Genomic DNA, 26,996 nt, shown 5'->3' on the forward strand with positions numbered 1-26,996 from the left:
ATGGCGTCCAGTCCAATCATCCAGGATGAGGTGGCAAGCCAGGCCAACTCGCTGATCGGCGAATTTGCCGATGTCGAGACCGGTCGTCCATTGCCCGAACGCGAGACCGCCGTCGGCCGTCCCGGTCGGCATCTGGCGATCTACCCGGCCCGCGCCGGATACGACTTGCAGGAAGAGCTCGATTTCCTGACCAACCGCGCCCTCGAGCCCAATATCTTCTTTGCCGCCCGCTTTCTTGCGCCCGCCATGCCCCGGCTCGAAGACCGGGTGATCCGCCTCATGCTGATGCGCGACGAAGCCGACAACCGCTCCCGCATGCGAATGCTGCTGCCCTATTCGATCGAAAAGCCAGGCTTTTCGGTCGGCGCTTCCATCATCCGCGCCTGGGCCAATCCGTTCGGCCCACTGGGGACCCCGCTTCTCGACCGTGAAGACGCGGCGGAAACGCTCGACAACATGCTCGAAGCGCTGGCAAGGCCGGAACTGGGCCTGCCAGGCATTCTCGTGCTTCCCGACATGCGGCTTGACGGCCCGGTGGCTGGCCTGCTGCGTGCCGTTGCAATGGGCCGCAACCTCTCCGTCGCCGTGACCGATCAGGCCATGCGTCCGTTTCTTGACAGCAAACTCGACGCCGATGATTACCTCGCCAATTCGGTCTCATCCCATCACCGCCGGGAGATGCGGCGGCAATGGCGCCGATTGTCCGAGCATGGCGAACTCAGCTACATGGTCGCCCGCCAGCCCGAGGAAATTCGCTATCACCTCGAGGAATTCCTGACGCTTGAGGACACCGGCTGGAAGGGACGTCGAAAATCGTCAATGGTGTCAGATCGTTACCGCGCAGCCTTCGCCCGCGAAGCCATCAACAGCCTGGCCGAGACAGACAGCGTCCGGATCCATTCGCTTGCTCTTGATGGAGAGGCCATCGCCTCGATGATCGTTTTCGTGTCGGCCGGCGAAGCCTGGACCTGGAAGACCGCCTACAACGAGAATTGGGCCCGTTACTCGCCTGGAAAGCTGCTGGTCGACCGGCTTACCGAATGGCATCTCGACGATCTCAACATCCGCCGGACGGATTCCTGTGCAGTGCCCGATCATCCGATCATGAGCCGCATGTGGTCGGAACGCGAGACCATGGGCACTATGGTCATCGGGCTGGATCCGAAGCATGACCGTGATGTCCGCCAGGTGGCGACCCAGCTACACATCTACCGCAACACCCGCAACATCGCCCGGCTGCTGCGCGAGAAAATCCGCGGCATGGCCGGCCGCTGACCTTGTCTATGTGGATGTAGCGGCATCAGCCTCCGCGACGGCCTGGTCCCGCAGGATCCGCCGGATCACCTTGCCGGTTGTCGTCAGCGGCAGGCTGTCGACAAATTCGATTTCCCTCGGATACTCATGTGCCGACAACCGCGTCTTGACCCATTCGCGCACCGAAACCGTCAGTTCGGCGTCAGGCTTGATGTCCGGTTTCACCACGATGTAGGCCTTGACGATCTCGGTGCGCACCGGATCCGGTTTGCCCACCACCGCTGCAAGCGCCACCGCCGGATGGCCGGTCAGGCAATCCTCGATCTCGCCCGGTCCTATCCTGTATCCCGATGATGTGATGACATCGTCGTCGCGGCCGAAGAACGAGAAATAGCCCTCCGCATCGCGGACCCCCTGGTCACCAGTGACCATCCAGTCGCCGATGAACTTGGCCTCCGTTGCCGCCTCGTTCTGCCAGTAGCCGAGAAACATCACGGGATCGGGACGCCGCACGGCAATCTGGCCCGAGGTGCCGTCCGGAACGACATTGCCCTGATCGTCGATGACAGCGACCTCGTGCCCCGGCACCCGCTTGCCGATCGCACCGCCGCGGCTGACACCAAGCCTGGCACTGGACGACAGCACCAGGTTGCATTCGGTCTGGCCATAGAATTCGTTGATGGTCAGGCCCAGAACCTTCTGCGCCCACTCGTAGGTTTCGCGCCCCAGCGCCTCGCCACCCGATCCGACCGTGCGCAGGTCGAGGCGGTGGCGTGACAGCGGATCCGCAACGCTGCGCATGATTCTGAGCGCCGTCGGCGGTATGAAGGCGTTGCGAACCTTCATCTCCGCCATGATCCGGTAAGCCAGTTCCGGATCGAATTTTTGCGCCTGCGACGAGACCACCGGAACGCCGAGCAGCAACCCGGGCAGCAGCACGTTGAGCAGCCCACCGGCCCATGCCCAGTCGGCCGGCGTCCAGAGCTTGTCACCCGGCTGCGGTATGAATTCATGGTGGGTCTGGACCCCGGGGATATGACCGATCAGCACCCGATGCCCGTGCAACGCCCCCTTGGGCGGGCCGGTCGTTCCGGATGTGAAGATCATCAGGCCGGGGTCATCCGCCCGCGTTTCGACGGCAACCGGCGTATCCGGATGGGCCTTTTCCAGTTCGACAAAACCGACGACATCATCCGAAACGCCTTTGGCGCCCTCATCTCCGTCGGCAACCACAATGGCCCTGAGATCGGCGAGGCGTTCACGGATTGCCGCGATTTTCTCAACGCCGCCGGGCGTCGTCACCAGAACCCTGGCACCCGACGCCGAAAGCCGGTGATCTACGGCCTCAACCCCGAACAACAGCGCCAGCGGCACCGCAATGGCGCCAAGCTTGTAGATCGCCACATGGGCGATGGCGGTTTCAAACCCCTGTGGCAGCATTAGCGCCACCCGGTCGCCGCGCTCCACGCCAAGAGACCGCAGGCCGCGGGCAAGTGCATTGGAACGCCGGGCCAGGCCGTCATAGCTCAGCCGGTCGGGCGCACTGTCCGGATTGAAATGTTCGAGGCAGATCCGGTCCGGCTCGCGCGCCGCCCAGTCATCCGACACCGCCTTGCCGATGTTGAAGAACTCCGGCACCTCCCAGGAAAACCGGGACGCGATCTCTTCAATGGTTTCTCCGGCTGGCAACAACATCAAAAAATCCTTGCTCAGATGCCCCAACACCATCGTTGCTGCCAAGCAGCAACGACCCAGGCGGGCCGCCAACTCCTATCAGGCGTCTGGTCCGGAATGAAGTGCCTGCCGAAAAATGCTGCAGTATGGGTGTAGCGCGTTTGACCAGCCCGGCTCCATCGCCCGAGAAGTGGGGCATGCCATGGAGCATACGTGAGGGATATAGGAACAGTGATGACCGGAGAGGCTCCGATAGCGCAGCGCCATGCACGGCACCACAGAGCGGTACATTATTCGGCACAAGAACAGATGATTCTATACACGGAACGGGTACCGAAGCCTTATGATCCGAGGGCTTCAACGAGCCGGTGGTGCCCCCTTCCGGACTCGAACCGGAACTCCTTTCGGAACCGCATTTTGAGTGCGGCGCGTCTACCAATTCCGCCAAAGGGGCATACCACGGCGAACAGTCCAATATTATCCAAGGAGGCGCCGGTCAAGCTGATAGATTGGATAGCCTGCAATCCGGCCGGATTCGGACAAATTCCCGCATCGTTGAAAAACTACCCGCAATGGTGATGGAATGCGCATGAACGCTCTGATAAGAACCCTGCCAGACTCGGCAATTGAACAGAGGCATGACTGCCATGACAGCGTTTGAAGCAGCGGCAAAACCGCGGGGTGCACTTGCCAAGATCGAGGCCATCCTGAAGCCGCATCTCACCCCCCAAACACATTCTGCGGAGAATGGCGGCACGGAGGCGCCAAAAGCCACCATAAGCCTGGGTGCGCTCAGCGACCTCATGCAGGAGCGGGCCTTCGGGTTGCTGCTGCTGGTTCTCGCCCTGCCCTGCTGCCTGCCATTTGTCTACATCCTGCCGCAACTGGTGGCACTCCCGATGGTGGTCCTGGCCACGCAGATGGCCATGGGACGCCGCGCCCCCTGGCTTCCCGAGACACTGCGCAAACGTCAATTGCCCGTAGCCGGGCTGCTTGATGTCGTCTCCCGGGCCAAGCGGTATGGCGGATGGCTGGAACGATTTGCCCATCCGCGCTTTCCAAGCTTCACCGGCGACCGCGCAAACCGCGTCATCGGCGCACTTTTGATCGTGCCTTGCCTCTCCATCCTCGTGCCGCTGCCGCTCACCAACACGGTACCGGGCATAGGCGTGGCCCTTGTTGCCGTGGGCCTGATCGAGCGCGATGCGCTGTTCGTGGTCATGGGACTGATCGCCGCGCTTGTCTGGGTTGCCATTCTCGTCATCGGTGGACCTGCGCTGATCTATTTCATCATAAACTTCGCTCTCAACCGGAGCGCGGGCGCCTGACCCGGGTTCACCAATCCCGGATCATTTTTTGAACACCATTGGGGCGGACACCTGCCCCACATCGAAAAAACAGAGCACCGCCATGCAGACAGCCGACGCACAGACCCACCGCAGCCTCGCGGCACTCTTTCTTGCGGTCGCGATGACTGTGGTCGTCGGCTCGGCGCTGGGTTTCGAGCATATCGGTGGCTATATACCCTGTGCTCTCTGCCTCGAGCAGCGCACCCCCTATTACATTGGCGCGCCACTGATGCTTGTCGCAGCCATCATCTCGCGCGCCGGCGGCCCGTCCTGGGCCGTACGCGGTCTTCTGGCCGTCGGCGGTTTGCTGATGCTTTATGGCCTGGTGCTCGGCGTCTACCATTCCGGTGTCGAATGGCACTGGTGGGAAGGGCCCGCCTCCTGCGCCACATCCGCCGATGCGGTGACCACCGACGCGGGCTCGCTGCTCGGTGATCTCAGCTCGAAGAAGCCGCCATCCTGCGATGCGGCCGCCCTGCGCGTGTTGGGCCTCTCATTCGCCGGCTGGAACGTACTGGCCAGCGCCGCGCTTGCAGCCATCGCTTTCCGCGCTGCAGCCAAGGGCTGATCTCAGGTCACGGCTGCAGTTCGACATCCCAGTAGAGATAGTCCATCCAGCTTTCATGCAGGAAGTTCGGCGGAAACATGCGGCCATTGTTGTGCAGATCCTGCACGCTCGGCCGGTATGGCTTCTGCTGCGGAATCATTCCAGCCTGCCTGGGCATCAGCCCCCCCTTCTTCAGATTGCAGGGCGAGCAGGCCGCCACCACGTTTTCCCAGGTGGTTTGCCCGCCGCAGCGGCGCGGGATGACATGATCGAACGTAAGCTCGTTGGGTGATCCGCAATATTGACACTCGAAACGGTCCCTGAGGAAAACATTGAACCGGGTAAAGGCCGGGGAGCGGGACGGCTTTATATAGGTCTTGAGGCAGACAACGCTGGGAAGCCGCATCGAAAAAGACGGCGACGACACCGCATGATCATACTCGGCGACGATCTGGACACGATCGAGAAACACCGCCTTGACAGCATCCTGCCAGGACCAGAGCGACAGCGGATAATAACTCAGCGGTCTGTAGTCGGCGTTCAGGACGAGCGCCGGCAAGGACTGCGGGGATACAAAAATCGTCACGCGACTCTCCCGAGCGATTCTCTATCTGCACGCAACATATTAGGCCGGAGATGTCAGGAATGTGAAGCACCTGTTTTCGGGTGAAAATTCCAGCGCCAGCGACCCCGTATCAACCGTCAACGGGGGTGGCGTCCCTGCGCATCACGTCCGCATAATAGGCCCAGAGCAGACGAGCGGCGACCCCGCGCCAGGGGCTCCATTGCTCCGCCAGGACCGAGAGTTCCCTTGCAGAGGGCCGTTCTTCCATACCTAACGCATGGGCGACCGCACTCTGCAGCGCCACGTCGCCGGACGGAAACACATCCGGATGCCCGGCACAAAACAAGAGATAGACCTCTGCGGTCCAGGGCCCGACGCCCTTTATCGCGGTCATCGCGCGAACCGCCGCCCGCCCGTCGAGTGTGCACATGTGTTCAAGGTCGAGATCACCCTCAAGCACCGCCGATCCCACCCGGCGCAACGTATCCGCCTTGGCACGGGACAGGCCGGCCTCGCGCAACACCTCGGGACTGAGTGCCAGGATGGCTGTCGGGCTGATTTCGCCCGCGGCCAGTTCCAGCTTTCGCCACAACGCGCGGGCGCTTGCCTTGGAAACCATCTGCGACAGGATGATTTCGGCCAGCGCTTCGTAGCCGGGAGGCTTGCGCCGCAGCGGTATGGGGCCCGACTGCTCCATCGCCCGCGCAAGCCGGCTGTCGCAACGCGCCAGCGCCTCAAGGCCTTCCGCCACATCATCGGCACTGTCGATACGGCGCAATGCCAGCTCCCAGTCTTCTCGCATCTCTCTGACACGGGCAATATATCAGGCCCGGTGACGGCGCTTGCGAAAAATGACAAGAAACACCATGGCCGAAAACAACACCATCCCCGAATCAGGCTTCGCCAAGCCGATTGTCCGATTCGCCCCCAGCCCGAACGGCCTGCTCCATGTCGGACACGCAAGGTCGGCAATACTCAACCGGCGCTTCGCGAAGACCCGCGGCGGCACTTTCATGCTGCGCATCGAGGACATCGATCTCACCCGTGCCCGGCCCGAATTCGAGGTTGCAATCAAGGAGGACCTGGCCTGGCTAGGCATCGATTGGCCGGAGCCGGTTCGCCGCCAGTCCGAGCATTTTTGCGAGTATCAGTCGGCACTCGATGAGCTGCGCAGGCTCGGCCTGCTTTATCCGGCCTTCCTCAGCCGCGCCGAGATCGCAACAATTGTCTCCGAATTCGAAGGACGTGGCAGGGTCTGGCCGCGCGATCCCGACGGCGCACCACACTATCCCGGCAATGATCGCGCGCTTTCCATGTCCGAAAGGGACCACAGGATCGCTGCAGGTAAACCTCACGCCTGGCGGCTCGACATGCAGGCCGCGCTCGACGGTCTCGGCGAAAAGCTTTCATGGCGGGAGTCCGGGGCCGGACCGAAAGGCGAGACCGGACAAGTCGGAGCCGATCCAGGCGCCTGGGGCGATATCATTCTGGCCAGGCGCGACGTTCCGGCCAGCTATCATCTCTCCGTCACCGTCGATGATGCGGTGCAGTCGATAACCGACGTGATCCGCGGCGAGGACCTGTTTGCCTCGACATCCGTTCACCGGCTGCTGCAACATCTGCTCGGCCTGCCGGTGCCTGCCTATCATCACCACGGGCTGGTGCGGGATCCGGACGGACGCAAGCTGTCAAAGAGTGACGGCGCCACCTCGATTGCCGCCTTGAGGCAGCAGGGCGCGAGCCCGGCAGACATAATCGCGCTCGCAGGTCTGGCTGACGCCCGATAGACGGGCCTCGTCAGGCTTTCTGCAACGCCTTTTTCCGCATTTCGGCGCGCGCCCGCGCCTTGAGAATGGCCGCATTGATCTCCGCCCCCAGGATGAAGATCGCGGCAATGATGTAGAGAAACACCAGCGCCACCATGATCGAGGCCAGACCGGCATAGGTCGACACATAGGTGGCGAATTCCTGCAGGTAGCTGGCAAACATCAGGGCGCCTGCCACCCAGGCGACCAGCGTGACACCGATTCCGGGAAGCACATCCTTCAGCCTCCGCCTCCCGTCGGGAAGCCACATGTGCGACATCACAAGGCCGACGATCAGCACCGTCACTGCAATCAGAATGCGCCAGTTGTCGACGGCCGAAATCAGCGTTTCCATCCAGGGCGCGAACTGCCTCGCCAGCCGGAGCACCAGCGGCGCCAGCACCAGCAGGAAACTGATCGCCATGATCACCATCACCGCGATCACCACGAAACCGAGACTTTGCGCCCGCGTCACATACCAGGCCCGGGTTTCGGTCACCCGGTAGGCCCGGTTGAGCGAAACCCGCAGCGCCTCCACGCCGTTGGCCGAAAAGAAGGCAGCCGCAAGCACCGACAGGGTCAGCAGGCCGCCGCGTTCGATGGTCAGTACATTGACCACCTCGCGCGAGATCGGTGCGGCAATCGAATCCGGCCAGGTGTCGAAGATCAGATGCGAAGCGGTATCCGCATAGGCATGGGCGCCGAGAAAACTCGCAAGCGATGTGCCGAAGATCATGAAGGGAAACAGCGCCATCAGGATCGACAATGCCACGTGGCTGGCCATGGCCCAGCCATCATCATTGTTGAAATGGGTGACCGCATCGAAGATGACTGCGCGGATGCGTCGCAATTTATGCTCCCTGACTGGTACAAATTCCGGACCCGACCGGCATTGTCAGCCCAGGCCGAGTATGGGATTTGAATGGCTTCGATAACAGGTCAGATAATGCAATGAGCGGCAATAACCAACAAAAGACCATCCTGGTGACCGGCTGCTCGAGCGGAATCGGTGCCTATTGCGCCCGCGCGCTCAAGGCCGAAGGCTGGCATGTCATAGCCTCGGCGCGCACCGAACAAGACCTTGCGACGCTGCGCAACGACGGCATGGAAGCCTATCGGCTAGATTACGCCGAGCCCGAAAGCATCGCGTCCTTCTTCGAGGAGGCCATGGCTGCCACCGGCGGACGCTGCGACGCGCTGTTCAACAATGGCGGCTATGGTCAGGTCGGTGCCGTTGAGGACCTGCCGGTGGAAGCGCTTCGCGCCCAGTTCGAGGCCAATTTCTTCGGCTGGCACGACCTTACAAGGCGGGTGATCCCGGTAATGCGAGACCAGGGCCATGGACGCATAGTGCAATGCTCCTCCATTCTCGGCCTGGTCCCGATGCGGTTTCGCGGAGCATACAACGCCTCCAAGCATGCCCTGGAAGGTCTGTCCGTTACACTGGCGCTGGAGCTCGAGGGAACCGGCATCCATGTCAGCCTGATCGAACCCGGCGCCATCGCCAGCCGGTTCCGCGCCAACGCCCTCAGGCATTTCCACCGCAAAATCGACATCGCCGCCTCGGTGCACCAGCAGGATTACCAGGCCCAGCTTCGCCGCCTCGAAAAACAGGAACGCTCGGACAACGGAAAACTTCGGCCCGATGCCGTCCACAAGGTTCTGCAACACGCGCTCAACGCACCCCGCCCGCGCTATCATTACACCGTGACGCGCGAGGCCAGGCTGGGCGCCATTGCCCGCCGCCTCTTACCTGCACGACTGTTTTATCCCTGGCTCGCCCGCCAGGATTGAACCGGCACAGCCGATGGACTTGCCAGCAAAAAACCCTATGTTCCGAACCGAAATGCGCCACAAGGAAACCGTCCGATGTCGTCCGTAACCTATGTCCTGTCCATCATCGTCATGCTGGCGGTCGCCGCCGTTCTGGTCCGCGGCCTGGTCAACATGGCGCGCGGCGGATCGGGCAACCTGTCCAACAAACTGATGCAGATGCGCGTCTTGCTGCAATTTGTCGCGGTGGTGCTGATTGTCGCCACCTTGTGGCTCACAGGCGGCGGACGGTGACCTTGTCAGTAATGCGCCACACACCCGCCTAGTCCGTTCAAGGAAGCTTCTCGATGGTCAAACTCAACAAGATCTACACCAGAACCGGCGACGACGGCACCACCGGCCTGGTGTCCGGTGAACGCCGCCCGAAATATGATCTCAGGATTGAAGCCTACGGCACCGTCGATGAAACCAATGCGGTCGTCGGCACCGCGCGGCTTCACACGGCCGATATGCCCGAACTCGACGCGATGCTGATGCGGATCCAGAACGACTGCTTTGATCTTGGCGCTGACCTGGCGACCCCCGAGACCGGCGAGAAACTCGACTATGAACCCTTGCGCATCGTCGATGCACAGGTTGACCGCATTGAAGCCGACATCGATCGCCTCAATGCCGATCTAGAACCACTGAAGTCCTTTGTCCTTCCGGGCGGAACTGCCGCGTCGGCCTATCTCCACCTGGCTCGCACGGTATCCCGCCGTGCCGAACGGCTGATGGTGGAACTTGCAGCCCATGACAACGAAACCGTCAATCCGGCGGCCATTCGCTTTGCCAACAGGCTTTCAGACTTCTTTTTTGTCGCCGCGCGCTGGGTCAATGATCACGGCCGCACGGATGTGCTTTGGGTTCCGGGAAAGAACCGCTAGTCTCCGTCATCGTTACGGCTCACAAGCCGCCCCGGCCAAACGGAACCCTCAGCGATGTTCATCCCCCTGCATGATTCCAACGACCTCAAGCACATAAAGCTGCAATGGGTAACCTGGTCGCTTATCGCCATCAACGCTCTCGTCTGGGGCATCACCGAACTTGCCGGCGCAAACAGCGAGTTCACCACAGCGGCCGTACTCGGACTGGGCTTCATTCCCTCGGTGGTCAACGATTTTGCGGAACTGCAGCCATCCCTGGTTCTGGTTCCGGAAGATGCGACCTACATCACCTACAGCTTTCTGCACGGCAACCTGCTGCATTTGGGCTCCAACATGATTTTCCTCTGGGTCTTTGGCGACAATGTCGAAGACGCCATGGGCCACTTCCGCTTCCTGATCTTCTACATGGCCTGCGCAGCGGCGGGCGCCTTTGCCCATGGCTTTCTCTTCCCCGATTCCGAAAGCCCGCTGATTGGCGCTTCGGGCGCAGTGGCGGGAATTGTCGCCGCCTACCTGATACTGCACCCGAAAGTCCGGGTCTGGGTGCTGGTGCTGGGCCGCATTCCGCTGCCGCTGCCGGCATTCATACCGCTGCTGTTCTGGGTGGTGTTCCAGTTCGTCATGGTCGTGACCGATCTCGGCGGCGAAGTGTCCTGGGCAGCGCATGTCGGAGGTATCATTGGCGGCGCCGTGCTGGTGCTGGTCTTGCGCCGTTCCGGCGTACCGCTGTTTGACCGGAGGATCGAAAGCCCGCGGGCAGTGGTGCACAAGACCCCGCAAATTGTCCCGGAGGAACAGTCTCCACAGCCACCGCGGCAGAAGTGGGGACGATAGTGGAGAGGCAACCGAATTGACGCGGACGTAAACGTCATTTATCCCGCGTTGCAAAATCTCCTGTGCGGTTGCGATTGAATTTGGAGAAAAATCGCGTATCCATGTCGCCAATCGGCTATCCGGGTGGCGGCTTCACAGGCAAAATCCGGGTAAACGGCCTGACGCCGGGACCCTCGGACCGATCAGGACAGGGCCGAAACAGTGAGGCCTAGCAAAGTGAGGAAGGCAAACCGATGAAAATTCTCGTGCCGGTCAAGCGGGTTGTTGACTACAACGTCAAGATCCGGGTCAAGCCAGATGGCAGCGGCGTCGATCTCGCCAATGTGAAGATGTCGATGAACCCGTTTGACGAAATCGCCGTCGAAGAAGCCCTGCGGCTCAAGGAAGCCGGCAAGGCCACGGAAGTGATTGCCGTTTCCATCGGACCTGCCAAGGCCGAAGAGACCCTGCGCACCGCGCTTGCCATGGGCGCCGATCGCGCGATCCTGGTCGAGGCCGACACGCTGGTCGAACCGCTTGCCGTCGCCAAGATCCTCAAGGGTGTTGTCGGCGAGGAAAACCCGGACCTGGTCATTCTCGGCAAGCAGGCCATCGACGACGATTCCAACCAGACCGGCCAGATGCTGTCCGCCCTGCTTGGCTGGAGCCAGGCGACCTTCGCCTCGAAGGTCGAAATCGGCGATGGTTCGGCCGACGTCACCCGTGAGGTCGACGGCGGCCTTCAGACCATCTCGGTCAAGCTGCCGGCCATCGTCACCACCGACCTGCGCCTCAACGAGCCGCGCTACGCTTCGCTGCCCAACATCATGAAGGCCAAGAAGAAGCCGCTCGACAAGAAGAGCGCCGCTGACTACGGCGTCGACATTGCACCGCGCCTCGAGGTGATCAAGACCGAAGAGCCGGGCGGCCGCAAGGCTGGCGTCAAGGTCGGTTCCGTCGCCGAACTGGTCGACAAGCTCAAGAACGAAGCAGGCGTGCTGTAAGCGCGGGAAAGGGAGTTACAAACATGGCCATTCTCATCATAGCCGAACACGATCACGCTTCGCTGTCCGATCAGACCGCAAAGGCCGTCAGTGCCGCAACCCAGATCGGGAGCGACATCCACGTGCTGGTTGCCGGCAAGGATGCCAAGGCAGCCGCCGACGCGGCAGCCAAGCTTGCCGGCGTCTCCAAGGTTCTTCATGCCGAAGGCGACGAATACGCCAACCGGCTCGCCGAACCGCTTGCAGCATTGGTGGTTTCGATTGCCGGCGACTACGACACGCTGATGGCGCCTGCCACCACGTCGGGCAAGAACGTCATGCCGCGGGTCGCAGCCCTTCTTGATGTCATGCAGATCTCGGACATCATCGAAGTCATCGCCGCCGATACCTTCAAGCGTCCGATCTATGCCGGCAACGCCCTGCAGACGGTCAAGTCGTCTGACGCCAAGCGCGTCATCACGGTCCGCACCGCATCCTTCTCGGCAGCCGCTGAAGGTGGATCGGCTTCGGTTGAGAGCGTTTCCTCGGCCGGCAATCCGGGCCTCTCGTCCTTCGTCAAGGACGCGATCGCCGAGAGCGACCGTCCCGAACTGACGTCCGCCAAGATCATCATCTCCGGTGGCCGCGCGCTTGGCTCCTCCGAGAAGTTCCAGGAAGTCATCCTGCCGGTGGCTGACAAGCTCGGTGCAGCCGTCGGCGCATCCCGTGCCGCCGTCGACGCGGGCTACGCGCCGAATGACTGGCAGGTCGGCCAGACCGGTAAGGTTGTCGCGCCCGACCTCTACATCGCCTGCGGCATTTCCGGCGCCATTCAGCACCTTGCCGGCATGAAGGACTCCAAGGTCATCGTCGCCATCAACAAGGACGAGGAAGCGCCGATCTTCCAGGTGGCGGACTACGGACTGGTCGCCGACCTTTTCGATGCCCTGCCGGAGCTCGAAAAAGCACTATGATCCGTCACAAATTGACGGCATGATCAATGGCCGGGCTGGACGTCTCCAACCCGGCCATTTACGTTGAGGATCCGGGCAGGCTCACATCAATGCACCCGGCAGCATCCTAAATCAGTCAGGCGGGACAAATGGGCAACCAGATCAAGAGTGTGGGCATCATCGGCGCAGGACAGATGGGCGGCGGCATTGCCCATGTCTGCGCCATGGCGGGGTACGACGTTTACGTCCACGACATTTCCGCCGATACGCTTCAGGAAATGCTGGCCACCATCAGCGGCAACCTCGCCCGCCAGGTCGCCTCCGGCAAGACCACCGAAACCGAACGGGAAGCGGCCCTCGCGCGGATCAACTTCGCTCCCGACATGAGTGGCCTTGCAGCCATGGATCTCGTCATCGAGGCAGCCACCGAAGACGAAACCGTCAAGCGCAAGATCTACCAGCAGCTCTGCCCGCAGCTCAATCCGGAAGCGATCCTCGCGACCAACACCTCTTCGCTGTCAATAACCCGGCTGGCTTCCGCCACGGACCGGCCAGAGCGCTTCATCGGCATCCACTTCATGAACCCGGTTCCGGTGATGAAACTGGTCGAGCTGGTGCGCGGCATCGCCACCGAGGACCTGACGTTCAAGGCGGCCCGCGGTTTCATCGACTCCCTCGACAAGACCATCACGGTCACCGAGGACTTTCCGGCCTTCATCGTCAACCGCATCCTGCTGCCGATGATAAACGAGGCCATCTACACCCTGTACGAGGGTGTCGGCACGGTCGATGCGATCGATACCGCCATGAGGCTTGGCGCCAATCACCCGATGGGCCCGTTGCAACTGGCTGATTTCATCGGCCTCGACACCTGCCTGTCGATCATGCAGGTACTCCACGACGGCCTCGCCGATTCCAAGTACCGGCCCTGCCCGCTCCTGGTCAAATATGTCGAGGCCGGCTGGCTCGGCCGCAAATCCGGTCGCGGTTTTTATGACTATCGCGGCGAGACGCCCGTCCCGACACGGTAAATCCTTTGATGAACGCCAGTTCCCTCCGCCGCGGCATGAACCTGTGGCCGCCTCTGCTGTTTTCCGGCATTCGCATCCGTCATATCAGCGATGATTTCCGCGCCGTCGATGTCGAACTGCGCGAGCGTTTCTACAACAAGAACTATGTTGGCTGCCATTTCGGTGGCTCGCTGTTTGCCATGACCGACCCGTTCTGGATGATGATGGTGATGCGCAATCTCGATCGCAGCTACACCGTCTGGGACAAGTCTGCCGAGATCGACTTCCTGCGGCCCGGCCGCGGCACCGTCTCCGCAAGTTTCCGGCTGACGGACAATGACCTTGACGACATTCGCGCCAACACCCGATCGGAAGGCGACGTCTATCTCCGGCCATTCCCGGTCGAGATCGTCAACCGGAACGGCGATCCCGTTGCCCGCGTGGTCAAGACCCTGCATATCCGGCGCAAGCCCGACACCCGCACGCGGATTGGCGGCTGATCTCCATCGCCCTTGCAACCCTGCCCGCCGCGATTTGGCGAACATGGATATCAATAAGCCAGGTCATTTATATAAAACATATTGAATATAGAATTTTTAATTGCTATATATTCGCCATGGAGGCCGCTGGAACACCCACGGCGCGGGCGAAGCCCGATCGGAAACGAAGGAAATCGAAATGGCGCTTGATCGCATTATTCTGGCATTCGCAGGCTTCATGGTTCTCTTGTCGGTGGCGCTGGGTGTCTACGTATCACCCTACTGGTTCTTCCTGACCGTCTTCGTCGGCCTCAACCTGATCCAGTCTTCCTTCACCGGCTTCTGTCCCGCAGCGATCATTTTCAAGAAGCTCGGCGTAAAGCCGGGTTGCGCTTTCAACTAAGATCTCGACTTCCCGGGACGAACCGCAAGGGCGTGGACGGATGCCCCGTCCGCGCCCTTGGCGATTTAAATTCCCTTCAGAGCTCCGGTCAGCGCCTTGGCATCCTTGCTGGCCCATTCGGCCGGTCCATTCATGGCGCCCAGCATGCAGCCATCCTTGCCGATCATCAGCGTCACCGGAAGGCCAAAGGCCAGCCCTTCCTTCTTCAAAGTGTTGAACACGCCCATGCTGGCATCCCGGTAGAGACCCAGATTGGACACGCCGATCTCGTCGAGAAACGCCTTCGGCTTGGCGACGTCGCCAGTGTCGATATTGATCGCCAGCACCTTGAAATTATCGTCACCCAGTTCCGATTGCAGCTCGGCCAGCGCCGGCATTTCCGCGCGGCAGGGCGCGCACCATGTCGCCCACAGGTTGACCAGGAGCGCCTGTCCGTTGAAATCGGCTAGCGTCAACGCATCGCCCTGCTCGGAGACAAAAGCCAGTTCCGGAAGCTCGACCGGTTCGTCCCGTACGGCCATCGCCGCCACCTCGCCCCTGGCCAGTGGCTTGAGGGCAGCCAGCATCTCCGGTTGCGCCGTGCAGGCGGCAACATCCGCGCCAGCCAGACTTTCCGAGGTCGGCGCATTGCCAGACGGCAACCCTTTCCAGTATATCCCGGCAGCCCCGACAACGGCGCCCAGGGCAATTGCGATTGCAGCAAGGGCACCGGTGGAAAGGCTTTTACGCGATTGGCTCATGACAAACTCCAAGGCAGGCTCATGTCGACAGATAAGGACAAACAGGCGTCAAACCAGATGTGGGGCGGCCGATTTGCCTCCGGACCAGACGCCATCATGGAGGAAATCAACGCCAGCATCGATTTCGACCGCAAGCTCTATGCCCAGGACATTCGCGGTTCCCTCGCACATGCGGCCATGCTTGCCAAGACTGGCATAGTTTCGAGCGAAGATTGCGACAAGATTACTCACGGATTGAACACGATCCTGTCAGAGATCGAGGACGGCAAGTTTGTTTTCTCGCGCCAGCTCGAAGACATCCACATGAACATCGAGTCCCGGCTCGCCGAACTGATCGGCCCGACCGCGGGCCGGCTGCACACCGCTCGCTCGCGCAATGACCAGGTCGCGCTCGACTTCCGCCTCTGGGTCAAGGAAGAACTTGGCCGTACCGAAGCAGCCCTGACCCGGCTGATCACGGCCTTCCTCGACAAGGCCGACCAGCATGCCGACACGGTCATGCCGGGCTTCACTCACCTGCAGTCGGCCCAGCCGGTGACTTTCGGCCATCACTGCATGGCCTATGTCGAAATGTTCGGCCGCGACCGCCAACGGGTGCGCCACGCCATCGAGCACATGGACGAGAGCCCGATCGGTGCCGCGGCGCTTGCCGGCACCGGCTTTGCGATCGACCGCGAGATGACCGCAAAGGCGCTCGGCTTCCGCGAACCGACCCGCAACTCGATCGACACGGTGTCAGATCGCGATTTCGCGCTCGAATTCCTCTCGCTGGCTTCGATCTGCGCGGTCCATCTGTCACGCCTCGCCGAAGAAATCGTTATCTGGTCGACGCCGCAGTTCGGATTTGTGCGCCTTTCCGACGCCTTCTCCACCGGCTCCTCGATCATGCCGCAGAAGAAGAACCCCGATGCGGCCGAGTTGGTCCGTGCCAAGACCGGCCGCATCAACGGCTCGCTGATTGCCCTTCTCACCATCATGAAGGGGCTTCCGCTGGCCTATTCCAAGGACATGCAGGAGGACAAGGAACAGGTCTTCGATGCAGCCGAGAGCCTCGAGCTTTCACTGGCAGCCATGGCCGGCATGGTCAGCGACATGGAAATCCGCGCCGACCAGATGCGCAAGGCTGCCGGTTCCGGCTACTCCACTGCCACCGACCTTGCCGACTGGCTGGTGCGCGAGGCCGGCCTGCCGTTCCGCGACGCTCATCACGCCACTGGCCGAGCGGTGGCGATGGCCGAGGAAAAGCAGTGCGAACTCGCCGAGTTGTCGCTTCAGGACCTCCAGACCATCAACCCCGCAATCACCAGCGGCATCTTTGATGTGCTGACCGTCGACGCGTCGGTCGCCAGCCGCCAGAGTTTTGGCGGCACGGCTCCATCTCAGGTCCGCAAGCAGATAGCTTGGTGGCGCGCACGTATCTAGAAAGTGGGTCTGTTGCAGACCTGTCCAATACCGCTGGTTTCAGCGGACAAACCGGGTGCACTTTGCGCCAAAAACTTGTATGCCGAAATCCTGTATTCAGGCCCTGGCGCCATCAACAGCGCACAGGCGATAGCGAGGAACAGAAAATGACGACCGGCTCATGGATCAAAACCATATGCGCTGTGACCCTGCTGAGCGCAGTCCTGACCGGGTGCGGACGCAAGGGCGACCTCGAACGCCCCAGTGTCACCGCTGCACCGCCGGCCACGGCTGAAGAGGCATCGTCCCCGGCAGTCAAGGAACGGCGTTTTATCCTCGATGGTCTTCTCGAATAGGCACACCCCGTGAACCACTTTGAATATCGTGATGGCGTTCTGCACGCCGAAGGCGTCAGCCTGCCCGACATTGCTGCCCAGGTCGGCACCCCGTTTTACTGCTATTCGACCGCCACCCTGAGCCGCCACTACAAGGTGTTTTCGGGCGCTTTCGCCGACATCGATTCGATGGTCTGTTACGCCATGAAGGCCAACTCCAACCAGGCTGTGCTCAGGACCCTGGCGCAATTGGGATCAGGCGTCGATGTCGTCTCCGAAGGCGAGTTGCGCCGCGCTCTGGCAGCCGGCATCCCTGCTTCGAAGATCATGTTCTCCGGCGTTGGCAAGACCTGGCGTGAAATGGATGCGGCGCTGGCAGCCGACATCTATTGCTTCAACATCGAATCCGAACCCGAACTCGAAGTGCTCAACGCCCGCGCGCTCGCGATGGGCAAGGTGGCGCCGATCTCCTTCCGCATCAATCCCGATGTCGACGCCAAGACCCATGCCAAGATCTCGACCGGCAAGAAGGAAGACAAGTTCGGAATCTCCTGGCAGCGCGCCCAGGCGGTCTACCGCCACGCCGCAAGCCTCGAAGGTGTTCGTGTCACCGGCATCGACATGCATATCGGCAGCCAGATCACCGATCTTCAGCCGTTCGACGATGCACTGAAACTGATGGTCGAACTGATCGGACTGCTGCGCGCCGACGGCCACGCAATCGATCATTTCGACATTGGCGGTGGCTTGGGTGTTCCCTACCGCGACGACAATGCAACCCCGCCCGATCCGGACGCCTATGGCAACATGGTCAAGGCGCGGCTGCGCGATCTTGGTTGCAAGGTGATCCTCGAGCCCGGCCGCCTGATTGTCGCCAATGCGGGCGTTCTGGTCTCGGAAGTGATCTACATAAAGGACGGCGGCGACAAGACCTTCGTCATCGTCGATGCCGCCATGAACGACCTGATCCGGCCGACACTCTATGAAGCCTGGCACGAGGTCCGGCCGGTGAAACTCTCGGCCGCCAGTGCGCCACGTATTCGTGCCGACATCGTCGGCCCCGTATGCGAAAGCGGCGACTACATTGCCAAGGATAGGGAAATGTCGGCGTTGAAGGCCGGCGACCTGATCGCAATCGGCTCTGCGGGCGCCTATGGGGCGGTTCAGTCCGGCACCTACAACACCAGGCTGCTGGTGCCCGAGGTGCTGGTCAACGGCGACCAGTTCCACGTCGTTCGCCCGCGTCCGTCCTACGACGATCTGATCGGACTGGATTCGGTGCCAGCCTGGCTTGACTGAGCCGGACTGCCTGCCCGGGCATGGCAACGCCTCGGATATTTTCCCTGGCGGCGGCAATCACGCTTCACTTTTTTGACGCAGGCCTCGCCTTGGCCGCAAAGACTGCTATCTTCTTTCCTGACGCTGAAGGAAAACGAGATGGCAACCACACCCGAAGCCAGGCAATCCTTATCCGAAGGCCGTGAGCCGGCAGACAGGAACATTGAAGTCCGGCGCTCTGTCAGCCTTGGCCGTCTGCGCATGCGGCTCAACCTGTCGATTGGCCGTCTTCTTACCCTTTCCGCCCCGCTGCTGTCGGTCGTCGCACTCTATTTCAGCTTCTCCTGGTTTGGGATTTTCCGCATCGTTCCCGACTGGTTCAGGCTGCTGCTCCTCGGTCTTTTCGGCCTTGGCGTGCTGGCGTCACTGTGGCCCCTGCTGCGCTTCCGCTCGCCCGGTCGCGCCGAGATCGATGCCCGTCTGGAGGCCGAGAACCGCATTGCCAATCAGGCCATTGCCACCCAGGACGACAAGATCGAGGCGGACGATCCTTTCGCCCGCGCGCTCTGGGAAGAACATCGGCGCCGCATGGCAAGCAAGATCGGCGCCCTGGAGACCGGCATCCCCCGCTCAAGCCTGCCACAGCGCGATCCCTGGGGCATGCGCGTCGCCCTCGCGCTGCTGCTGTTTGTCGCCTTCGGCTATTCCTACTCCGGCAATGCCGGCAGACCCTCCGATGCCTTCCTCAGCCATTCCAGCGAACAATTGCCCGATATCCGCATCGACGCCTGGATCACGCCGCCGCCCTACGTCAATCAGGCGCCGATTTTCCTCACCGGGATCGAACGGCCTCAAGGAGAGCCCGTTGAAGCCATCGAGGGCAGCGAGATTACCATTCGCGTCGGCGGCGGCAGCGCCGACGCACAGGTGTTGTGGGGAACCGGTTCGGACACTCAGGCGGCCATCGAACCGGAAAATGCCGATACGGCAGCCGCAGCCACCCCCGCGGGAGCATCCACCTGGACATTCAAGCCGGGAACCGGCGGCGAACTGAAGATCAGCGCCGGAAGGTCTGAGGAAAACTTTGCAATCCGCTTGATACCGGACGAACCGCCCGTGGCAACATTCGTCGAAACCCCGCGCCGTGCAACCAACGGCGCACTGGAACTCGACTATACCCTCTTCGACGATCACGGAATTGCCAGTGCAGAAGCCGAGATCGTTCCGGCCGCCGAACCTGCAGCGAACGCCAGACCCTTGTTCGATCCGCCGAAGTACCGGCTGCCCCTCCCCCGGCGCTCTTCTGCCGACAATCGCGCAGTCGCCAGTCATGATCTGACCGAGCATCCGCTGGCGGGACAGAGGGTTCGGATCACCCTTGTAGCCACCGACGGAGCCGGGCAGGAAGGCCGCAGCGAAACCCTCGAGACAGTGCTGCCAGGACGCCGGTTCTCCGAACCGCTGGCGGCCGCGGTGGTCGAACAGCGCGGCGTGCTGGCCCTCGATGCCAACAACCTGCGCAGGGTCTTCGACCTGCATGATGCGCTGACCATAGCTCCGGATGAAACCATCCCGAACCTCAGCCATTACCTTTTGCTGGAATCGGTCCGGGGCCGGCTCGCCTATGCCCGCTCTGATGATGAGCTGCGCGAGGCCATCGACTACATGTGGGGCGTTGCACTGCAGATCGAGGACGGCAACCTGTCGCTCGCCGAGCGCCGCTTGCGTGATGCCCAGAACGCGCTCGCCGAAGCGCTCGAAAACGGTGCCAGCGACGAAGAGATCGCCCAGCTGATGGATGAGTTGCGCGAAGCCATGCAGGAATATCTCAGTGAGCTGGCGCGCCAGAACATGAACAACCAAAATACCGAGACCCAGCAGGCGATGCCGGAAAACATGCTGCGTCAGCGTGATCTCGACAACATGCTCGACCAGATCGAGAATCTTGCCCGCTCCGGCGCCCGCGACCAGGCCCAGCAGATGCTGCAGGAACTGCAGCGGATGATGAACAATCTCCAAGCAGGCAGGCAGCAACGCCAGCAGCAGCAGGGCGGTCCTATGCGCCAGCAGATGGACAAGCTTGGCGAACTGATGCGCCAGCAGCAACAACTGATGGATGAGACCATGCGCGCCGACAGGGAGCGCCAGAGCCAGCCAGGCGAAGGCCGTGACCGCCAGCAGCAGGGACAGCAGCAACCCGGCCAGGGACAGGATCAGGGGCAAGAGGGCCAGGGCCAGCAATCGCTCGAGGACATGCTCGGCGCGCTGGGCCGCAGCCAGCAGCAGCTCCGCGACGCGCTCGGGCAGTTGCAGAGCGATCTGGAGGGCATGGGCATGCAGCCCTCAGAAGGATTTGGCGAAGCCGGCGAAGCCATGGGCGACGCCACCGGAAACCTCCAAGGTGGTGAAACAGGTCAGGCCCTCAGCGATCAGGGAAGGGCTCTGCAGGCGCTCAGGCAGGGCGCCGAGGCCATGATGAACCAGATGATGCAGGCCATGGGCAACCAGCAGGGCGAAGCGGAAGGTGAGGGACCCGATCAGAACGGCAACCGCGCTGCCGATGATCGCGACCCGCTCGGCCGGCCACGTGCCACCACCGGCCCGGACTTCGGCAGCCGGGTCGAGGTACCCGACGAAATCGATATCCAGCGCGCAAGGGAAATCCTTGATGCGATCCGCAAGCGGCTGGGTGACCAGCTGTCGCCGGAACTGGAGAAGCGCTACCTGGAGCGCCTGCTCGATCTTCAATAGACCGGCAGAGGCAGTACAGCTCGGCCTCAGGCGGCCTGCGCGGTCAACGCGTCCGCCACCGCCTGGCGGATGTCCGGCAGCGAGAACGGCTTCGGAACCACATCCACGACGATCTGCATCAGCGGCTCGGCGCGCTCGCGCTGTTCGGCATAGCCCGTCATCAGCAGGATCGGCATACCGGGGCTGTGTTCGGCGGACGCAGTCGCAAGCGCGATGCCGTCCATGACCGGCATCCGGATATCGGACAACAGCAGATCAAAACTGCTCTCCATCACATGGTCCAGCGCCTCGGCTCCGTCTCCGGCTTCGACGATCTCGTGACCATCCATGACGAGCGCCCGCGCAACAAAGCGCCTGAGAGAATCTTCGTCTTCGGCGATGAGAATTCTGGCCATCATTTGCTCCCTGCTTGTCCGCGGAACCTAGGGTGCAAAACTTGCCGCAAGGTGAACGACCGGATCATTCTCCGTGTGCCGCGTCGATTCGGCGCGGAGGTCGCAGACTCAGGCGTCGCCCTTGACCACCCCGACAAAGGGCAGTTCGCGGAAGGCATAGGCCACGTCCATGCCGTAGCCGACCACAAAATAGTCCGGGCACTCGAAGCCGACATAATCGGCATCGAGGCTGCCTTCGCGGCGGGAGCGCTTGTCGAGCAGCACGGCGATATCGACATTGTTGGCGCCGCGCTCGTACATCAGGTCACGCGCAAAGCGCAGCGTCCGGCCCGATTCCAGAATGTCGTCGATCAACAGCACATCGCGCCCGCGCACATCGCTGTCGATGTCCTTGATGATCTTCACGCCCTGGCTGGTGGTGCCGCGACCGTAGCTCGACAGGGTGATGAACTCCACTTCCGGCGCGAGACCGGCATCATGCAGTGCGCGGATCAGGTCCGCGGCGAAAATGAACGAGCCCTTCAGGATCGAAATCACCAGCAGGTCCTTCTTCGGACTTTCAGCGATCTCCGCCGCCATCGCGCGATTGCGCGCAGCAATCATGTCCGGAGTAAAAAGGGGTTCGATGTTTTTTCCGCGCACAACCGGCATTCGCGCTCTCCAGGAAGGGTTGGTCTGCTATCAGCGCCCACTCCTAGAGGTCTTCGCCGTCAATTGAAAGCCGTTTGAGCCCACGTTTTCGCGGCAATGCTCACCCGTCGGCGTCATCTGCCATGACAATCAGGGCGCGGGCCGCGAGCCTCCCAGACTTTGGTTGTTACTTGTCGGCCTCAACCGCCCGCCGGCCTGATCATCAGGATGGAACCTGCCCGTTCGATTCGGGCGGGCCGCGGCAAAGGGGCAGAATAGCCCTGGGCGGCAGGCTTCGACTGGTTGGCTGGTGTGGAGGACGTTACCACCGGGTCGGGCGACAGCACCACGGGCTCCCGCAACGGGGCGGGTCCCGCGTCGGTTCTTGCCGGTGGCTCTCCGGCACCGGGCTCACCGACCAGTGCGTGACCACCGGCCATCCAGAACACGGCCATCGCCATGACCGCACACACCATCACGGCAAGTGTCATCAGCGGAGACATCAGCCGGCTCGTCTTGCTGGTGCCCGGATTGCCGGCAAACACACCGAGCCGCTCGCCCGCTGCGGAGGAGCGGCCTGCGAAGTCGCGCGGAATGGGGCCATCTTCGGCCGCTGGCATTGTCATCCGGGATTTGAACACCCCGCCGTCAGTCCTTGCCGCCGGTCGCGTTGCAAACACATCGCGCGGTGCGGAAACGGTTTCGAAGCAGGCATCCTCCGCATCACGCCTGCGTACGGGGTTCAGGCCGGATCGTCGCTCCGGCATCAGCAGATCACCGGCTTCCGGTCTGAGCGGATGTGTGGCACGGTTTGAAACGCCCATGAGGCACCCCTTTTCCACCCCTGCAATGCAGAAGGCATTGAAACATCTCTTACCGATCCGTAAATGGAAATGATTAACGCTTGGCGAACGAGCCGCGTATACCAGCCGGTTCGGGGCACGGATTTAACGCCGCATTAACCATACCCGGCGACTGTGCGGCCCGGTTGCCGCTCACAAAGTCCTGCCGGGACAGGAAGGGACCTTTGATCCATTTCGAAAATGTCGGTTTGCGTTACGGTATGGGACCTGAGGTCCTGCGTGACCTGACCTTCGACATCCCCAAGAGATCCTTCCAGTTCCTGACCGGCCCGTCGGGTGCGGGAAAAACCACGTTGATGCGCCTGCTTTTCATGTCGCTCAAACCGACACGCGGACTGATTCGCATGTTCGATCGCGATATCTCCGTGATTCCCGGAGAGGAACTGCCGCTGCTGCGGCGGCGGATCGGCATCGTCTTCCAAGATTTCCGTCTACTCGATCACATGACCACCTATGAGAATGTCTCCCTGCCGCTACGGGTGCGCGGCAAGGAGGAAGCCAGCTATCGGTCCGATGTAATCGAACTGCTCAAATGGGTCGGGCTTGGGGAGCGCATCAACGTACTGCCGCCGGTTCTGTCCGGCGGCGAAAAACAGCGCGTGGCGATTGCCCGCGCCCTGATCGACCAGCCCGAGGTGCTGCTCGCAGACGAACCCACCGGCAATGTCGATCCGCCGATGGCGCAGCGGCTGCTCAACCTGTTCACCGAGCTCAACCGGCTCGGCACGGCCGTCATCATCGCCACCCATGACCTGAGCCTGATGGATCGGGTCGACGCCCGGCGCATGATCCTGTCGGAAGGACGGCTCGATATCTATGACTGAGCGCGCCGATCCCAGCGATACCCGGAAGAGAGAGAGGCTGGTCACGCTCCGGCCGATGGCGCCGATCGTGCCGCCGGTCAATGTGTCCGGCCACGCACTGATGGTGGTGATCGCCATCATGTCATTTCTCTGCGCCATGACGCTGGGAGCTGTGACCATGATCCAGGAAAAGGCTGAAGCCTGGCAGGGGGATGTCTCTCGCGAGATCACGGTGCAGATCAAGCCGGAAGATGGTCTCGACATGGAAGCCGCTTTGACCGAGGTGCGGACCATCGCATTGTCCTTTCCGGGCACCTTGAGCGCGGAAATAGTCGACCGCGCCTCGACCGCGCGATTGCTCGAACCATGGCTTGGCGAAGGTTTCGACATGGACGAGCTTCCCGTACCCAGGCTGGTCATCGTTACCATTGATGAGACCGCACCACCGGATTTTGCAGCGATCCGGCAGAACCTTGCCGAGGCTGTTCCCGCCGCAACGCTGGATGATCACCGCGCCTGGGCCGATCGCCTGATTTCCATGGCGCGCATCACCGTGCTGATCGGCATCGGCATTCTGACGCTGATGTTCGCCACCACCATGCTGACCGTCATCTTCGCCACCCGTGGCGCGATGGCCGGCAACAGACACATCGTCGAAGTGCTGCATTTCGTCGGCGCCGAAACCAGTTTCATCGCCTCCGAATTCCAGAAGCGTTTCCTGTTGATCGGCCTCAAGGGGGCAGCCTTTGGCGGCGGCATTGCGGCTCTGGGATTTCTGCTGCTCGGAGCCTGGCAATCCAATTCGATGGCGACGGCCCTCAATGATCAGGTGACGGCCCTTTTCGGCCGCTTCACCCTCAGCGGTGCCGGCTACTTCGGCATTGTCGGCATTGTCGTGCTGATCTCGGCAATGACGGCGGTAACGACGCGACTGACAGTCACACGCACGATCCGCGAAATCGATCGCCAGCGGGCTGATCCTTCGCTTGCGGAAATCGGTTAACTTGCCCGGGTTTTGCCGCAAATCTGACTGGTCCTTGCCGGAATCTCGGAGTATTCATGGGTTATGAGCGTGGAAACCGCACAACCTGATCCGGACTCGCCCGGAGCCGCCAAGACTGATGCGTTCCATCGTCTCCGGCGGGTGGGTCACCATGGCCTGCGCTTGTTCACGATCACCGCCATCGTTGGTGCCGCATTGATTGCAATGGGTTTTTTCCGCTTCACCGACTCCATAGCAGAGTTGAAGGCCACCGATACAGCCAGTGAAGTTGATGCAATCGTGGCGCTGACCGGCGGTTATCAGCGAATCGATCAGGCACTGGCATTGCTGGAGAGCGGTGTCGGCGCACGTCTGCTGATTTCGGGCGTCAATCCATCCACCAGCGGCGCGGCACTCCGCCGGGCCACCGGAACCAAGACGGCGACCTTCGCCTGCTGCGTCGATATCGGCTACGAGGCTCTCGACACCATCGGCAATGCCAATGAAACAGCCGAGTGGATCCGGCAGCGCGGCTACAGCCGTGTTCTGGTGGTCACCAACAATTACCACATGCCACGCAGCCTGCTCGAACTCTCCCAGGCAAGCCCTGACGTGACCTTCCTGGCCTATCCGGTGACCCATGCCGATCTGAAGACCGAGACATGGCTCGCCGATCCGGTCGCGCTGCGGACACTTTTCGTGGAATACGCCAAATACTCCCTGGCGCAGCTGCGCTACTGGAGCGGGGCGAAAACCTCGAGTGGCCTGCGCGCCGATGTCTATGGGCAGGCACCGGTGACCTCCAGCCTGCAGTGATTTTTCCCGCCGCGCCGGTTTTCCGCTGCCCATCAATGGTGTAACCCGGATTACAGGTTCTGCTGGCGTTTCCGGCAGCGCCCCACGCCAACCCGGAATCCATGATGATTGCCCTACGCTCCGTTCTTTTCAATATTGCGTTCTACATCAACCTGATCGCACGCATGATCCTGCTATCGCCGTACTACTTCTTGGCTGAACGCAAGAAGGCCTGGTCCGTCCCGAAGAACTGGGTTCGCGCCAATCATTGGCTGCAGGCAAGGATTGTTGGAACGACGTTCGAGATCGAAGGTCTCGAGAACATCCCCGACACCGGCTACATTTTTGCTCCCAAGCACCAGTCCTTCTGGGATGCCTACGCCTTGCTGCCTTGGCTCGACGATCCGTTCTACATCCTCAAGCGCGAGCTCATGTGGATCCCGCTGTTCGGCCAGTATGTCTCGAAGATGAAGATGATCCCGGTCAATCGCGGCGCCCGTGGCAAGGTCATGGCCGAAGTGCTGGAGCGCACGAAAGAAGAAATCCGCAACGGCCGCCAGCTCATCATTTATCCCGAAGGCACGCGCCGCGCCGCCGGCGCGCCGCCGGACTACAAATACGGCATCGCCCGGCTCTACCGTGACCTCGATGTGCCGGTGGTGCCGGTCGTCATGCATCCGGGCCTGTTCTGGCCGCGCCGCAAGTTCCTGCGCTATCCCGGCCATTTCAAGGTGCAGATCCTGCCGCCGATTCCGGCGGGCATGGATCCCGATCGATTCATGGACAGGCTGATCGAGGTCATGGAGACCGCCAGCGACAAGCTGCTGGTCGAAACCGTGGCGGCCAATCCGCAGCTACCTCTGCGTGCGGATGCACGGCGCAGGCTCAAGGAGCTCGGAGCCCTGCCCTCGGATCCCCGGCTTCAATGACAGGTTTCATTGACCCGTAAGTCGCACCGGAACCCGCAGTGCATCCGCAACCGCTTCCAGATGCTGATCGCGGATACGCAACGTCCTGAGATGATCAACCGTGTTGATAACGTAGTCCTCGTTGGGACCCGATTGTCCCACGGCGCCGGAAACCTGTGAAAGCGCATCCTTGACCGACAACGCACCTCCATATTGCGTGTGGCCGCGGTCGACAACATAGGTCAGTGCCCGGACATCCCGCCCATCATCCAGACGCACCTTGCGCGTGGTCTCAAGATACACATTGGTGACCAGTTCACGTGCCCGCAGGTAGTCTGTCACTGCGTCCCGGTCGGCGGGCCGCACCCGAAAGGCGACACCATGACAGGAGCCGCCACGATCCAGCCCCAGAACCAGTCCCGGCCGTTCCGGCGTACCGCGGTGGACAAAGGAGCGCACGCAAAGCGCCCGGTGATAGCCGAACAGCCGTGCCTGCCTTGTTTCCTCATGCGCGAAACCCGGCCGCCACATCAGCGATCCATAGCCAAACACCCAAAAATCGTCCATATCCCAGCCTAGGT

The 26,996-nt window shown here is 61.7% G+C and carries 30 protein-coding genes and 1 tRNA gene; 21 read left to right on the top strand and 10 right to left on the bottom strand.

What is annotated here, in order from left to right; translation table 11 throughout:
- On the top strand, positions 1–1,275 hold the full coding sequence (locus GTW23_RS09795) for a GNAT family N-acetyltransferase (protein WP_152011373.1): 1,275 nt from the start codon (positions 1–3) through the stop codon (positions 1,273–1,275).
- 6 nt (positions 1,276–1,281) lie between these two features.
- Here GTW23_RS09795 and GTW23_RS09800 read toward each other — a convergent pair whose 3' ends face one another.
- Together GTW23_RS09800 and GTW23_RS09805 are read right to left on the bottom strand one after the other, a co-directional pair.
- Entirely contained in the window at positions 1,282–2,949 is a 1,668-nt protein-coding gene (locus GTW23_RS09800; RefSeq protein WP_252915615.1) for an AMP-binding protein, read from the bottom strand.
- A gap of 348 nt (positions 2,950–3,297) precedes the next feature.
- Positions 3,298–3,382: transfer RNA gene (locus tag GTW23_RS09805), tRNA-Leu, on the bottom strand.
- Positions 3,383–3,566: 184 nt separating this feature from the next.
- On the opposite strand from GTW23_RS09805, the gene GTW23_RS09810 reads away from it, so the two are divergent.
- Entirely contained in the window at positions 3,567–4,256 is a 690-nt protein-coding gene (locus GTW23_RS09810) for an exopolysaccharide biosynthesis protein (RefSeq protein ID WP_252915616.1), read from the top strand.
- Between the two features lie 82 nt (positions 4,257–4,338).
- Entirely contained in the window at positions 4,339–4,845 is a 507-nt protein-coding gene (locus GTW23_RS09815) for a disulfide bond formation protein B (protein WP_152011371.1), read from the top strand.
- 7 nt (positions 4,846–4,852) lie between these two features.
- Here GTW23_RS09815 and GTW23_RS09820 read toward each other — a convergent pair whose 3' ends face one another.
- Positions 4,853–5,410, bottom strand: a complete 558-nt coding sequence (locus GTW23_RS09820; protein ID WP_152011370.1) for an HNH endonuclease — start codon at positions 5,408–5,410, stop codon at positions 4,853–4,855.
- A gap of 109 nt (positions 5,411–5,519) precedes the next feature.
- Positions 5,520–6,167, bottom strand: coding sequence for a DNA-3-methyladenine glycosylase family protein (locus tag GTW23_RS09825; protein ID WP_252916299.1), 648 nt, complete (start codon positions 6,165–6,167; stop codon positions 5,520–5,522).
- An 88-nt stretch (positions 6,168–6,255) separates the two neighbouring features.
- On the opposite strand from GTW23_RS09825, the gene gluQRS reads away from it, so the two are divergent.
- Entirely contained in the window at positions 6,256–7,176 is a 921-nt protein-coding gene (gene gluQRS / locus GTW23_RS09830) for a tRNA glutamyl-Q(34) synthetase GluQRS (RefSeq protein WP_252915617.1), read from the top strand.
- Between the two features lie 10 nt (positions 7,177–7,186).
- On the opposite strand, the gene GTW23_RS09835 is transcribed toward gluQRS, so the two are convergent.
- A complete protein-coding gene (locus GTW23_RS09835; protein WP_152011367.1) occupies positions 7,187–8,044 on the bottom strand; it encodes a YihY/virulence factor BrkB family protein in 858 nt (285 codons plus the stop codon).
- Positions 8,045–8,145: 101 nt separating this feature from the next.
- On the opposite strand from GTW23_RS09835, the gene GTW23_RS09840 reads away from it, so the two are divergent.
- The 9 genes from GTW23_RS09840 to GTW23_RS09880 all read left to right on the top strand — a co-directional run bounded on the left by GTW23_RS09840 (position 8,146) and on the right by GTW23_RS09880 (position 14,534).
- Positions 8,146–8,988, top strand: a complete 843-nt coding sequence (locus GTW23_RS09840) for an SDR family oxidoreductase (RefSeq protein ID WP_252915618.1) — start codon at positions 8,146–8,148, stop codon at positions 8,986–8,988.
- A gap of 75 nt (positions 8,989–9,063) precedes the next feature.
- Positions 9,064–9,261, top strand: a complete 198-nt coding sequence (locus tag GTW23_RS09845) for a twin transmembrane helix small protein (RefSeq protein ID WP_152011365.1) — start codon at positions 9,064–9,066, stop codon at positions 9,259–9,261.
- Positions 9,262–9,314: 53 nt separating this feature from the next.
- Positions 9,315–9,893, top strand: coding sequence for a cob(I)yrinic acid a,c-diamide adenosyltransferase (locus GTW23_RS09850; protein ID WP_152011364.1), 579 nt, complete (start codon positions 9,315–9,317; stop codon positions 9,891–9,893).
- A gap of 54 nt (positions 9,894–9,947) precedes the next feature.
- Entirely contained in the window at positions 9,948–10,727 is a 780-nt protein-coding gene (locus tag GTW23_RS09855) for a rhomboid family intramembrane serine protease (protein ID WP_152011363.1), read from the top strand.
- Between the two features lie 233 nt (positions 10,728–10,960).
- Complete coding sequence (locus tag GTW23_RS09860) at positions 10,961–11,710, top strand: electron transfer flavoprotein subunit beta/FixA family protein (protein WP_152011362.1); 750 nt, start codon at positions 10,961–10,963, stop codon at positions 11,708–11,710.
- A 23-nt stretch (positions 11,711–11,733) separates the two neighbouring features.
- Positions 11,734–12,663, top strand: a complete 930-nt coding sequence (locus GTW23_RS09865; RefSeq protein WP_252915619.1) for an electron transfer flavoprotein subunit alpha/FixB family protein — start codon at positions 11,734–11,736, stop codon at positions 12,661–12,663.
- A 128-nt stretch (positions 12,664–12,791) separates the two neighbouring features.
- The gene (locus GTW23_RS09870; protein ID WP_152011360.1) at positions 12,792–13,673 is read left to right on the top strand and encodes a 3-hydroxybutyryl-CoA dehydrogenase; all 882 of its coding nucleotides are present in this window, start codon (positions 12,792–12,794) and stop codon (positions 13,671–13,673) included.
- An 8-nt stretch (positions 13,674–13,681) separates the two neighbouring features.
- The gene (locus GTW23_RS09875; protein WP_252915620.1) at positions 13,682–14,152 is read left to right on the top strand and encodes a DUF4442 domain-containing protein; all 471 of its coding nucleotides are present in this window, start codon (positions 13,682–13,684) and stop codon (positions 14,150–14,152) included.
- A 178-nt stretch (positions 14,153–14,330) separates the two neighbouring features.
- Positions 14,331–14,534 carry a YgaP family membrane protein gene (locus tag GTW23_RS09880; RefSeq protein WP_152011358.1) on the top strand — a complete coding sequence of 68 codons (204 nt, stop codon included), beginning with the start codon at positions 14,331–14,333 and terminating at the stop codon, positions 14,532–14,534.
- A 65-nt stretch (positions 14,535–14,599) separates the two neighbouring features.
- Here GTW23_RS09880 and tlpA read toward each other — a convergent pair whose 3' ends face one another.
- Positions 14,600–15,274 carry a thiol:disulfide interchange protein TlpA gene (gene tlpA / locus GTW23_RS09885; RefSeq protein WP_252915621.1) on the bottom strand — a complete coding sequence of 225 codons (675 nt, stop codon included), beginning with the start codon at positions 15,272–15,274 and terminating at the stop codon, positions 14,600–14,602.
- 21 nt (positions 15,275–15,295) lie between these two features.
- Here tlpA and argH point away from each other — a divergent pair, with 21 nt between their 5' ends.
- The 4 genes from argH to GTW23_RS09905 all read left to right on the top strand — a co-directional run bounded on the left by argH (position 15,296) and on the right by GTW23_RS09905 (position 21,039).
- On the top strand, positions 15,296–16,696 hold the full coding sequence (gene argH / locus GTW23_RS09890) for an argininosuccinate lyase (RefSeq protein WP_252915622.1): 1,401 nt from the start codon (positions 15,296–15,298) through the stop codon (positions 16,694–16,696).
- 146 nt (positions 16,697–16,842) lie between these two features.
- Complete coding sequence (gene lptM / locus GTW23_RS09895; protein ID WP_252915623.1) at positions 16,843–17,031, top strand: LPS translocon maturation chaperone LptM; 189 nt, start codon at positions 16,843–16,845, stop codon at positions 17,029–17,031.
- A 9-nt stretch (positions 17,032–17,040) separates the two neighbouring features.
- Positions 17,041–18,309, top strand: a complete 1,269-nt coding sequence (gene lysA, locus GTW23_RS09900; RefSeq protein ID WP_252915624.1) for a diaminopimelate decarboxylase — start codon at positions 17,041–17,043, stop codon at positions 18,307–18,309.
- Between the two features lie 138 nt (positions 18,310–18,447).
- Positions 18,448–21,039: a TIGR02302 family protein gene (locus GTW23_RS09905; protein ID WP_252915625.1), complete on the top strand. Its 2,592-nt coding sequence runs from the start codon at positions 18,448–18,450 to the stop codon at positions 21,037–21,039.
- Between the two features lie 26 nt (positions 21,040–21,065).
- Here the strand turns inward: GTW23_RS09905 and GTW23_RS09910 are convergent, their stop codons facing one another.
- The 3 genes from GTW23_RS09910 to GTW23_RS09920 form a co-directional block, all read right to left on the bottom strand.
- The gene (locus GTW23_RS09910) at positions 21,066–21,434 is read right to left on the bottom strand and encodes a response regulator (RefSeq protein WP_152011352.1); all 369 of its coding nucleotides are present in this window, start codon (positions 21,432–21,434) and stop codon (positions 21,066–21,068) included.
- Positions 21,435–21,542: 108 nt separating this feature from the next.
- A complete protein-coding gene (hpt, locus tag GTW23_RS09915) occupies positions 21,543–22,085 on the bottom strand; it encodes a hypoxanthine phosphoribosyltransferase (RefSeq protein WP_152011351.1) in 543 nt (180 codons plus the stop codon).
- Positions 22,086–22,264: 179 nt separating this feature from the next.
- Positions 22,265–22,888: a hypothetical protein gene (locus tag GTW23_RS09920; RefSeq protein ID WP_152011350.1), complete on the bottom strand. Its 624-nt coding sequence runs from the start codon at positions 22,886–22,888 to the stop codon at positions 22,265–22,267.
- 203 nt (positions 22,889–23,091) lie between these two features.
- Here GTW23_RS09920 and ftsE point away from each other — a divergent pair, with 203 nt between their 5' ends.
- The 4 genes from ftsE (at position 23,092) to GTW23_RS09940 (ending at position 26,436) form a co-directional block, all read left to right on the top strand.
- The gene (gene ftsE / locus GTW23_RS09925; protein WP_152011349.1) at positions 23,092–23,751 is read left to right on the top strand and encodes a cell division ATP-binding protein FtsE; all 660 of its coding nucleotides are present in this window, start codon (positions 23,092–23,094) and stop codon (positions 23,749–23,751) included.
- Complete coding sequence (locus tag GTW23_RS09930) at positions 23,744–24,733, top strand: cell division protein FtsX (RefSeq protein WP_252915626.1); 990 nt, start codon at positions 23,744–23,746, stop codon at positions 24,731–24,733. The genes ftsE and GTW23_RS09930 overlap by 8 nt, the downstream gene beginning before the upstream one ends.
- A gap of 63 nt (positions 24,734–24,796) precedes the next feature.
- Positions 24,797–25,528: a YdcF family protein gene (locus GTW23_RS09935; RefSeq protein WP_152011347.1), complete on the top strand. Its 732-nt coding sequence runs from the start codon at positions 24,797–24,799 to the stop codon at positions 25,526–25,528.
- 104 nt (positions 25,529–25,632) lie between these two features.
- Positions 25,633–26,436 carry a lysophospholipid acyltransferase family protein gene (locus tag GTW23_RS09940; protein WP_152011346.1) on the top strand — a complete coding sequence of 268 codons (804 nt, stop codon included), beginning with the start codon at positions 25,633–25,635 and terminating at the stop codon, positions 26,434–26,436.
- A 6-nt stretch (positions 26,437–26,442) separates the two neighbouring features.
- Here the strand turns inward: GTW23_RS09940 and GTW23_RS09945 are convergent, their stop codons facing one another.
- Complete coding sequence (locus GTW23_RS09945) at positions 26,443–26,982, bottom strand: gamma-glutamylcyclotransferase (protein WP_252915627.1); 540 nt, start codon at positions 26,980–26,982, stop codon at positions 26,443–26,445.
- Positions 26,983–26,996 lie beyond the last annotated feature (14 nt).

The sequence above is a fragment of the Parahoeflea alexandrii genome, from assembly GCF_024105735.1.
GTDB lineage: Bacteria > Pseudomonadota > Alphaproteobacteria > Rhizobiales > Rhizobiaceae > Hoeflea > Hoeflea alexandrii.